The following is a 9,576-nucleotide window of genomic DNA, read 5'->3' as shown; positions in this document are numbered from 1 at the left end:
GCGGGAGCAAGCTCCCTCGCCACAGGGGCCAGCATAGCCCTGGGATAAACAGATCAACTGTTCATTGGTGGGCTAAGGCTGGACCACAGCCCCCGGCACCAACGGCAGTTCCAGACTCGCGATGAATCCGCCCTCGGGGTGATTGGCCAGCACCAGCGCGCCGCCGTGGCGCTCGGCAGCCCGGCGGGCGATGGCCAGGCCCAGGCCATGACCGGCAGCGGTCTGGCCGGGGGCGCGGTAGAACGGTTCGCTCAACTGACCCAGGTGTTCGGCCTCCACCCCCGGCCCGTGATCACGTACGCTGACTAGGATCCGCTCCCCTTGGCGCAGCGCGCGGACTTCGATCGGTTGATCGGTTGGATTGAAACGCTGGGCGTTGCGCAGCAGGTTATCCACCGCTCGTTCGATCATGGTTGGCCAGCCCTTGAGGGTCAGGTTCGGCTCAACGTTCAATTGCATGCTTTGTTCTGGTGAAGCTAGCTGCGCATCTTTTTGCAGGGTTATCAGCAGCTCGTTGAGGTCCACTTCTTCAGCGCTGGCGTTGTCGGCATCGACCCGGGCCAACACGAGGATTTCGCTGATCAGCGCCTCCAGGCGATCACATTCGCGGGTCAGGCGCGGCCAGAGTTTTTCCCGCTCTTCGGGGTTGGCTCGTTCTGCCAGCGCCAGGGCGATGCGCAGTCGGGCCAGGGGCGAGCGCAATTCGTGGGACACATCCCGCAGTAATTGGCGCTGGCTGGTGATCAGGCTTTGCAGGCGCGCGCCCATGCGATTGAAATCGGTGGCCAGCACACCAAACTCGTCCCGGCGATTGGCCAGCTTGGCGAGGCTGTTTTGCTGGTAGGTGGTCTGCCCCAAATCATGCACTGCCCCGCGCAGGCGGCTCAACGGCCGGGTAATGGATAGGGTCACCAACAGGCTGAACAACGTCAGCACCACCAAGGCGATACCCAACGCGCTGAGGGGCCAGAGCAGACTGCCGCGGTGCCAGGCATCCAGTTCGGGGTGGGGTATGCGGTAGATGAACAGGTAAGTGTCGCCGGTTTTGGCGCTGGTGAATTCGTCGGTCAAGCGCCGCCAGGGCAGGCGTCGGTCGTTGTTGTTCTGTCGCGCTTCGAAGGCCTGCGCCCGACGTGGGAAAGTGCCGCGTACCACCGGGGCACCGCTCTCGTTAAGCACCTGGACGTTGATGTGATACTGATGTTTGCGCTGTTGCAGGATCTGCTCGGCGGCGTCTTCGCCCTGGCTTTCGAAGGTTTGCGTCCATTCTTCAGCCAGGGTGTTGAGGCCCGGATGGCGGCTGAGGATCCAGGCGTCCTGGTTCAGCATGTGGCCCAGTAGAATCGAAAGCCCTGCAACCAGGGCGATGGCCAGCCAGAAACTGGCCAGGATGCGCCAAAACAGTGAACGCACGATAAATCCTCGAAAACAAAGAAAGCCCAACGGCGATTGGCCGTTGGGCTGGGGTGCTTCAGGGCATTATTGCGCTTTTTGCGGCTGTTGCGCTTTCCAGGCCTTGAACTCGGCCCACTCGGCCCGACGCTCGGCTTGCTTCTTCTGAATCGCGTCAAACTCTTTTTGTTGCTCAGGCTTCAACAACCCACGGATCTGGGCGTCGACTTTTTCGTGCCGGGCCGCCATTTCATCTTTCATGGCTTTCTGATCGGCAGGTGACAGTTTGGCCAGGTACTTTTCTACCAGTTCGCGGCGCTCGTGGCGCTGTTCGCCCATGATCTTACGGATTTGCTGGCGCTGTTCGCGGCTCAGGTCCAATTGGCTGTACGGACCTTTGTGGTGCATCTGGCCGCCGTGACGCGGGCCGTCCATCGGCCCCATGGGGCCCATCGGGCCGGCGCCTTCCGGCATGGCCATCGCGACAGTAGGCAGGGCCGCAGCGAACATCAGAGCGATAAGGGTCTTGCGCATGGTGTATCTCCTTGTCTCGTTCCCGGTCAGTTCCGGATGTGTGCAGATTACGGAGATCAAGGTCAGCGGCGGTCAGGGGGGCGTAAAGCTTGAGTAAAGACGGTTTGGCTCGATGCTGACAAACGGCCTGCACACACCCCTGTGGCGAGGGAGCTTGCTCCCGCTGGGCTGCGTAGCGGCCCCAAGATTTTGCGGTTGCTGCGCAACCGAGCGGGAGCAAGCTCCCTCGCCACAAAAGCCTCTGGGGGCTGTAGTAGCAGTCGCAGTCTCTAGGGCTCAATAGCAGCCACAACCTTTAGAGGCTGTAGTAATAACCACGGCTACGCAACGCCACGATGCGTGGGCGACCGTCGGCGTGAGGGCCGATTTTCTTGCGCAGGTTGCTGACGTGCATATCGAGGCTGCGGTCGTACAGCGTGAGCTTGCGGCCCAGGGCGATCTGCGCCAGTTCCTGCTTGTCCAGTGGCTCGCCCGGTTGCTTGAGCAGCGCTTCGAGCAGGCGGCTTTCGGAAACAGTGAGGGTCTGTTCCTGCTCATCGATGCTGACTACCCCACGCACCGGGCTGAACGTTAGGTCGCCCAGTTCGATCTGGCTGGACACCGCCGTCGGATGGCTGCGGCGCAAGACCGCGCGCAGGCGGGCGGTCAGTTCCCGTGGATCGCAGGGTTTTGCCAGGTAATCGTCGGCCCCCAGTTCCAGGCCCAGGATGCGATCCAGCGGTTCGCCACGGGCCGAGAGCATCAGCACCGGCAGCTCCGGATGATCGTTGCGCAACTGCTTGAGCAGTTCCAGGCCGCTGCCGTCGGGCAGCATCACGTCCAGCACCACCGCCGCCGGGGCGGTTTCGGCCAAAGCCTTGCGGGCGCTATGGCCATCGTGGCAGGCCCGGACCAGAAAACCTTCCTGGCCCAGCCAACTGCCGAGGAGCTCACACAGCTCCTGGTCATCATCAATCAGTAACAGCTCGCTCATGACTCACTCAATTTAGCCATTGCCGACGTTGTCTACGTCCACCGCTGGCAAAGATACCGCAGAGCAGGGCCAATAGCGCTACCCCGGCACCAATGACGAACCACTGCTGCTGATCGGTCAGCAGGCGTGGCAGGGGGCTGGCCTGGGCTTCCTTGAGTTGCAGCTTCAGACGCTGGTTCTCCTGGCGCAATCGACTCACCAGCGCGCTCTCGCGTTCGCTGTTGGCGTTTTGCAGTTGCTGGGTCAGTTCCTCGCGCATGCGTTCGCTGTTTTTCAAGCGTTGCTGCAGTTCGGTGATCTGACTGCCTGCGCTCAGGGACAAGGGCGTCGAATGACTGCCGTCGGTGCTTTCTTCCCCATGGGCGGGAGCCCCGATCACCAACATGACCCCTAACAGGCACAGCGGACCTTTGCGCATTGCAACTCCTGAATTCCAATCGAGATTAGACAGGTTGTCGGCAGGTAAACGAGAACAATGAGCGATTGAGCGCAATGAGCCGCGAAGGCTCATCACGCATCGGGATGTTAAGGCAGGACTTGCTTGAACGGCTTGACCACAACATTGGCGTAGACACCGGCGGCAACGAACGGATCGGCTTCGGCCCAGGCTTGCGCTGCGGCCAGGGAATCGAACTCGGCGACGATCAGGCTGCCGGAAAAACCCGCCGCGCCGGGGTCGTTGCTGTCTACCGCCGGGTGCGGGCCCGCCAGTACGACGCGGCCTTGGGCCTTGAGCTGTTGCAGGCGCTCAAGGTGTTCAGGGCGAGCGGCCAGGCGTTTTTCCAGGGAGTTGGCGACGTCGGTGGCAATGATTGCGTAGAGCATGTCAGTCCTCGGTTTTTGGCGTGGTGGTGTCGGCATCGTGCAGATGACGGGACAGGTAGATGCCCTGGGCGATCAGGAACAACAGCGTCATGCCCAGGCTGCCGAAGACCTTGAAGTCGACCCAGTAGCTCTGGAAAGTGAACGCGACGAACAGGTTGGCTGCGCCGCAGAACAGGAAAAAACCGATCCAGGCGATGTTGAGCCGGGTCCAGATGACGTCCGGCAGGTTCAAGGCGTGGCCCATGATGCGCTTGATCAGCAGGCGATCGCCGACGAAGTGACTGCCGATGAACGCCAGGGCGAACAGCCAGTTGACCACCGGGGCTTTCCACTTAAGGAAGGTTTCGCTGTGGAAGGCCAGGGTCAGGCTGCCGAAGACGAGGCAGGCGATCAGGGTCAGCCACTGGCTTTTCTCCAGCTTGCGTTGGGCCACGAACAGTGCGCCATAGACCACCAGCGAACTGATGATCAGCATCGCGGTGGCGCTGTAGATACCGCCTACAGTCAAGGAGTGACCGGCAATGTCGACGGTCCGTGGGTCAAGTTTGTAGACGATGAAAAACAGCAGAAGCGGGATGAAGTCGATGAATTGTTTCACAGTGGCAGCCAGAAGCAGGATGTGGCGGCATAATAACAAACATCCTTGGCCGCGATAGGGCCAGCTGATTTGAGGTAACAAACTCTCGTGAATGTTGATTTGCACTGCCATAGCACGGCCTCCGATGGCGCCCTCGCGCCTGCGGTTCTGGTGGCGCGGGCGTTCGAGCACGGCGTGCGAGTCCTGGCCCTGACCGATCACGACACCCTCGAAGGCCTCGATGAGGCCCGTGGCGCGGCGACGGCGCTGGGCATGCAACTGGTCAACGGGGTTGAGTTGTCCTGCACTTGGGGCGGCGCGACCATTCATGTACTGGGTTACGGTTTTGATGTAAATGCGCCGTCACTGGTCCAGGCCATTGCGCAACTGCACGACGGCCGCTGGCTGCGTGCCGAAGAGATCAGCCGCAAGCTTGCTCTCAAGGGCATGCCTGGTGCGCTTGAGGGCGCCCGGCAAATCCAGCAGGAGCTGGGCGACAGTGGCAACGCCCCGGCCCGCCCGCACTTTGCGGACTGGATGGTGCGCGAAGGTTTCGTCAAGGACCGCGCCGAAGCGTTTCGCAAATGGCTGGGGGCCGGCAAACTGGGGGACGTCAAGCAACACTGGCCGACCCTGGAAGAGACTGTCCAGACCCTGCGATCCGCCGGAGCCTGGGTCAGCCTGGCGCATCCGTGGCACTATGATTTCACCCGCAGCAAGCGCCGTCGCCTGGTGGCCGACTATATTCAAGCAGGGGGCCACGCCATCGAGGTGGTCAATGGCCATCAGCCGGCCGAGCAGGTCGGCAGCCTGGCGATTCTGGCCCGTGAGTTCGGCCTGCTGGTGACCGCCGGCAGTGATTTTCATGGCCCTGGAGGCTGGTCCGAGATAGGCGAATATCGCCCGTTGCCGGAAGATCTGCCACCACTATGGTGTAGATTCAAACATGATCCCGTTACCGCCACCGTCTGAACAGGTAGAACATGTGAGTCAATTTTTCCAGATTCATCCGGAAAACCCGCAAGCGCGCCTGATCAAACAGGCGGTGGAAATCATTCGGGGCGGTGGTGTGGTGGTCTATCCCACCGATTCTTCCTACGCCATCGGCTGTCAGATCGGCGACAAGAACGCTGTAGAGCGGGTAAGGCGCCTGCGTCAGCTGGATGACAAGCACAACTTTGCGCTCATCTGCAGCGATCTGTCGCAGCTGGGGCTGTTCGCCAAGATCGACACCGGCACCTTCCGCCTGCTCAAAGCCCACCTCCCAGGGCCGTATACCTTTATTCTCAACGCTACCCGGGAAGTCCCGCGGCTATTGCTGCACCCGAAAAAACGCACCATCGGCCTGCGGGTGCCCAGCCACCCCATTGCCCTGGCGTTGCTGGCCGAGCTGGGTGAACCGCTGATGAGCGTGACCTTGATCATGCCCGGCGAGACGGAGCCGATGAATGACCCTTACGAGATGCGTCAATTGCTCGAGCATCAGGTCGACCTGATCATCGACGGCGGTTTCGGCGGAATGAAGGCGTCCACGGTGATCAACCTCGCCGATGGCGAGCCGCAAGTGGTGCGTATCGGTTGCGGCGATCCAGCCCCGTTCCTGGTCGAGGCCTGAGTGTCCGCAGTGGAAACCGCCGTTGAGAGTGCCGACAGCCAGGCCGGTGCTCAGCAAGAGCTGCCGTTCGCCATGGTCTATGGCCAGGCGGTCATGGAAATGCCCCTGGACCTGTACATTCCGCCGGATGCGCTGGAGGTGTTTCTTGAAGCCTTCGAAGGCCCGCTGGACCTGCTGCTGTACCTGATCCGTAAACAGAACATCAACATCCTCGACATCCCCGTGGCGGAGATCACCCGCCAGTACATGGGCTACGTCGAGTTGATGCAGTCGGTGCGCCTGGAGTTGGCGGCCGAATACCTGGTGATGGCGGCCATGCTCGCCGAGATCAAGTCGCGAATGCTGCTGCCGCGCTCGGCAGAGATCGAGGAGGAAGAAGACGATCCGCGCGCCGAACTGATCCGCCGCCTGCAGGAATACGAACGCTTCAAAGTGGCGGCCGAAGGCATCGACGGCTTGAGCCGGGTCGGGCGCGATGTGGTGGTACCCAAGCTCGATGCGCCCGAGGCGCGAGCGCGCAAATTGCTCCCGGATGTCAGTCTCGAAGAGTTGCTGATGTCCATGGCTGAGGTGCTGCGTCGGGGCGACATGTTTGAAAGTCACCAGGTCAGCCGTGAAGCACTGTCTACCCGCGAGCGCATGAGCGATGTACTGGAACGGCTCAAAGGCGGCGGTTTTGTGCCCTTCGTCGAACTGTTCACCGCCGAGGAAGGGCGCCTGGGAGTGGTGGTGACGTTTATGGCGGTCCTGGAATTGGTCAAGGAATCCTTGGTCGAGCTGGTGCAGAATGAGCCGTTCGCAGCGATCCACGTGCGGGCACGAGCCGAATAACGAGCAAATCAATGAATCTGACTGAACCCCGCGAGCTGGCACCGTTGCTTGAAGCTTTCCTGTTGGCCTCGGGAAAACCGCAATCGATGGAGCGCTTGTTCGAACTCTTCGAAGAAGGCGAACGGCCCGAGCCGGCCGTGTTCAAGAAAGCCCTGGCGCTGCTGGGTAAGTCCTGCGAGGGGCGGGCGTTCGAACTCAAGGAAGTGGCTTCCGGCTACCGTCTGCAGATCCGCGAGAAGTTTTCGCCCTGGGTCGGGCGTCTGTGGGAAGAGCGGCCTCAGCGCTATTCCCGCGCCATGCTCGAAACCATGGCATTGATCGCTTATCGCCAACCGATCACCCGGGGTGAAATCGAAGATGTGCGGGGCGTGGCGGTCAACAGCCACATCGTCAAGACGCTGCTTGAGCGCGAGTGGATCCGGGTCGTCGGTTATCGCGACGTACCGGGTAAACCGGCGATGTTTGCCACCACCAAGGCTTTTCTCGATCACTTCAACCTCAAGAACCTGGACGACCTGCCGCCGCTGGCCGAACTGCGGGAGCTGGAACCGGAGCCGATGCTGGAGTTCGACGACGCCCCGGTGCCCCAAAGCTTGCAGGAACTGGCCGACGCCAGCGCCGAGCCAGAGGAACCCAAGGAAGAAACCAGTTTCCATTCGTTGTTGCTGGAACTGGACACCATGGAGGAGGGGCTCAAGACCGATTTCGACGATCTGCTGCGTGAGGCAACGGATCTTGACGGCGAAACGGATGAGCACGCGCAACCGGGCAGCGAAGTTGAACTTCAGGCCGAACCTGACCCCGAACCAGAAGAAGACATTCTTGGCGTAGCCGCGGCCCGGGAAAAACTCCTGGCCGCCGTCGCCGCGCTCGAACCACGCGAACCCGAGCCTGAATTGAGCGACGAAGAAGCCGAAGCCCGCGCCCTGGCCGAAGCGATCGAGAACGAACGGCGCCAGTTCGAGGATTGATCCGACGGGTGTCGCAGATATTGCTGACACACCTCAACCCTGAGTGGGAGCGGGCTTGCTCGCGAAGGCGGTGGGTCAGTCAACATTGATTAACCTGACACTCCCTCTTCGCGAGCAAGCCCGCTCCCACATCGGTAATGCAGCGCAGCAGGAAATGATCATGAGCTCCACCAAAGACCCCTGCATCAGCCTCTGCAAGTTCGACGACGACATCTGCATCGGTTGTGGCCGCAGCAAGCGCGAGATCAAGGCCTGGAAGAAACTCGACAAGGATGACAAGCGCACGGTGTTGGCCGAAGCGGCCCTGCGCCTGATCAAACTGGGCGCCACCGGTCGGCGGAAAAAGCGCTGAAGGTTCGTCGATCAACTAGTCTCTGATGCGCAAATGTCTTAACGAGCGTATGATTCGCGACCCTTTGGCGATCCCTTCGTCATAGACCTGTTTTCAACGTGTCAGGCCCCGCCTGACCCGACCACACCGGGAGGTGCCCAGAATGAAAGACCAAGACCAGAACGACAGCCAGGAAATCGGCCCAGCAGGCGAGAAACTGCAAAAAGTCCTCGCACGCATCGGCGTAGGCTCGCGCCGCGACGTGGAAACCTGGATCACCCAGGGCCGGATCAAGGTCAACGGCAAAGATGCCACCTTGGGCTTGCGTGTCGACATGCACGACGCCATCACCATCGATGGCAAGGTGATCAAGCGTGAAGAGGCCGCCGAAACGGTGCGCCGCGTGATCATGTACAACAAACCCGACGGCGAGATCTGCACCCGTGACGACCCGGAAGGCCGTCCGACTGTGTTCGACAAGATGCCGCGGCCCAAAGAAGGCCGCTGGATCAACATCGGTCGCCTGGACATCAACACCACCGGTTTGCTGATGTTCACCACTGACGGTGAGCTGGCCAACCGCCTGATGCACCCGTCCTACGAAATGGACCGCGAATACGCCGTGCGTGTACGTGGCGAAGTCGATGACGAAATGATCGAGCGCTTGAAGGCCGGCGTCGTGCTGGAAGACGGCCCGGCGCGTTTCACCGACATCAAGCAGGCACCGGGCGGCGAAGGCTTCAACCACTGGTACCACTGCGTGGTGATGGAAGGTCGTAACCGTGAAGTGCGACGCCTGTGGGAATCCCAAGGGCTGGTGGTCAGCCGCCTGAAGCGCGTGCGTTTCGGTCCGGTATTCCTTAACTCCGACCTGCCGATGGGCCGCTGGCGCGAAATGAGCCAGTACGAAGTCGACATCCTGGCAGCCGAAGTCGGCCTCAAGCCGGTGGCGATGCCACAGATGACCGCCAAGAGCAAGGACAAGCTGGAGCGCATGCAGCGTAAATCCTCGCGTCCGATGGGCAAGACCGAGCGCGTGCGCACGCTGCGTCCGGGCGCCGATGGCCCGGCTGCGGGTCCGCGTCCGTCCCGTGAGCCGCAGATCGAAGGTGAACGCCCGGCGCGCAAGCCTGCGCCACGTCAGGACGGCGAACGCGGCCCGCGCTCGCCACGTCCGGCCAACGGTCGTACTGAGCGCGGCGAAGGTCGCGGTGTTCCGGCTGGCCGGGGTACGCCAGTCGCCGATCGCCCGGCCGACACCAAGCGTCCGGCCAAGCCGGCGCCGAAGAAGCGCCCGAGTATTGTGCTGGTGGATCGCGACACACCATCGGGCAAGCGCCGTGGTGCTCCGGCCGGTTCCGGACAGCGTCCGGGGTTTGGGCGTCGTAAGCCGGAGTGAGGCCGCTTTGAGTTTCTAGCGGCAAGCTGCAAGAAAAAACGGCAACCATTGGGTTGCCGTTTTTGTGTCTGGCGTTATTGATACGGTGCCGGTGCGGTCGTCTTCGCGAGCAAGCCCGCTCCCACACT

General features: G+C 61.6%; 12 protein-coding genes. 6 read left to right on the top strand and 6 right to left on the bottom strand.

Annotated features, from left to right (window positions below):
• Positions 1-72: 72 nt before the first annotated feature.
• The 6 genes from HU811_RS20835 to HU811_RS20810 form a co-directional block, all read right to left on the bottom strand.
• Positions 73-1,413, bottom strand: coding sequence for a sensor histidine kinase (locus HU811_RS20835; protein ID WP_186657865.1), 1,341 nt, complete (start codon positions 1,411-1,413; stop codon positions 73-75).
• Positions 1,414-1,479: 66 nt separating this feature from the next.
• The gene (locus HU811_RS20830; protein WP_092393101.1) at positions 1,480-1,926 is read right to left on the bottom strand and encodes a Spy/CpxP family protein refolding chaperone; all 447 of its coding nucleotides are present in this window, start codon (positions 1,924-1,926) and stop codon (positions 1,480-1,482) included.
• A gap of 295 nt (positions 1,927-2,221) precedes the next feature.
• Positions 2,222-2,899: a response regulator transcription factor gene (locus HU811_RS20825; RefSeq protein ID WP_047226985.1), complete on the bottom strand. Its 678-nt coding sequence runs from the start codon at positions 2,897-2,899 to the stop codon at positions 2,222-2,224.
• 7 nt (positions 2,900-2,906) lie between these two features.
• Positions 2,907-3,317, bottom strand: a complete 411-nt coding sequence (locus HU811_RS20820; RefSeq protein WP_047226984.1) for an SH3 domain-containing protein — start codon at positions 3,315-3,317, stop codon at positions 2,907-2,909.
• Positions 3,318-3,424: 107 nt separating this feature from the next.
• Complete coding sequence (locus tag HU811_RS20815) at positions 3,425-3,724, bottom strand: YciI family protein (protein WP_092393095.1); 300 nt, start codon at positions 3,722-3,724, stop codon at positions 3,425-3,427.
• A gap of 1 nt (position 3,725) precedes the next feature.
• On the bottom strand, positions 3,726-4,322 hold the full coding sequence (locus HU811_RS20810; protein WP_076383722.1) for a septation protein A: 597 nt from the start codon (positions 4,320-4,322) through the stop codon (positions 3,726-3,728).
• A gap of 87 nt (positions 4,323-4,409) precedes the next feature.
• Between HU811_RS20810 and HU811_RS20805 the strand changes: the two genes are divergently transcribed.
• The 6 genes from HU811_RS20805 to rluB all read left to right on the top strand — a co-directional run bounded on the left by HU811_RS20805 (position 4,410) and on the right by rluB (position 9,448).
• On the top strand, positions 4,410-5,273 hold the full coding sequence (locus HU811_RS20805) for a PHP domain-containing protein (RefSeq protein ID WP_186657864.1): 864 nt from the start codon (positions 4,410-4,412) through the stop codon (positions 5,271-5,273).
• A 13-nt stretch (positions 5,274-5,286) separates the two neighbouring features.
• Positions 5,287-5,916 carry an L-threonylcarbamoyladenylate synthase gene (locus tag HU811_RS20800; protein WP_047226981.1) on the top strand — a complete coding sequence of 210 codons (630 nt, stop codon included), beginning with the start codon at positions 5,287-5,289 and terminating at the stop codon, positions 5,914-5,916.
• A gap of 72 nt (positions 5,917-5,988) precedes the next feature.
• Complete coding sequence (locus tag HU811_RS20795; protein WP_092394861.1) at positions 5,989-6,747, top strand: segregation and condensation protein A; 759 nt, start codon at positions 5,989-5,991, stop codon at positions 6,745-6,747.
• Positions 6,748-6,758: 11 nt separating this feature from the next.
• Positions 6,759-7,718 (top strand): SMC-Scp complex subunit ScpB, encoded by a 960-nt coding sequence (scpB, locus tag HU811_RS20790; RefSeq protein WP_092393089.1) that lies wholly within the window; start codon positions 6,759-6,761, stop codon positions 7,716-7,718.
• A gap of 160 nt (positions 7,719-7,878) precedes the next feature.
• Positions 7,879-8,070 carry a DUF1289 domain-containing protein gene (locus HU811_RS20785; RefSeq protein ID WP_047226978.1) on the top strand — a complete coding sequence of 64 codons (192 nt, stop codon included), beginning with the start codon at positions 7,879-7,881 and terminating at the stop codon, positions 8,068-8,070.
• Positions 8,071-8,212: 142 nt separating this feature from the next.
• Complete coding sequence (gene rluB / locus HU811_RS20780) at positions 8,213-9,448, top strand: 23S rRNA pseudouridine(2605) synthase RluB (protein WP_186657863.1); 1,236 nt, start codon at positions 8,213-8,215, stop codon at positions 9,446-9,448.
• The last annotated feature ends 128 nt before the right edge of the window (positions 9,449-9,576 follow it).

Source organism: Pseudomonas tehranensis (assembly GCF_014268615.1).
GTDB lineage: Bacteria > Pseudomonadota > Gammaproteobacteria > Pseudomonadales > Pseudomonadaceae > Aquipseudomonas > Aquipseudomonas tehranensis.
The sequence above is the reverse complement of the archived record's forward strand: the minus strand, read 5'-3'. Positions and strand labels throughout refer to the sequence as shown.

Bases quoted from the DNA above. Each gene is read 5' to 3' on its own strand.
- HU811_RS20830 (WP_092393101.1), bottom strand. From the start codon at position 1,926: ATGCGCAAGACCCTTATCGCTCTGATGTTCGCTGCGGCCCTGCCTACT.
- HU811_RS20825 (WP_047226985.1), bottom strand. From the start codon at position 2,899: ATGAGCGAGCTGTTACTGATTGATGATGACCAGGAGCTGTGTGAGCTC.
- HU811_RS20820 (WP_047226984.1), bottom strand. From the start codon at position 3,317: ATGCGCAAAGGTCCGCTGTGCCTGTTAGGGGTCATGTTGGTGATCGGG.
- HU811_RS20815 (WP_092393095.1), bottom strand. From the start codon at position 3,724: ATGCTCTACGCAATCATTGCCACCGACGTCGCCAACTCCCTGGAAAAA.
- HU811_RS20795 (WP_092394861.1), top strand. From the start codon at position 5,989: ATGGTCTATGGCCAGGCGGTCATGGAAATGCCCCTGGACCTGTACATT.
- scpB (WP_092393089.1), top strand. From the start codon at position 6,759: ATGAATCTGACTGAACCCCGCGAGCTGGCACCGTTGCTTGAAGCTTTC.
- HU811_RS20785 (WP_047226978.1), top strand. From the start codon at position 7,879: ATGAGCTCCACCAAAGACCCCTGCATCAGCCTCTGCAAGTTCGACGAC.
- rluB (WP_186657863.1), top strand. From the start codon at position 8,213: ATGAAAGACCAAGACCAGAACGACAGCCAGGAAATCGGCCCAGCAGGC.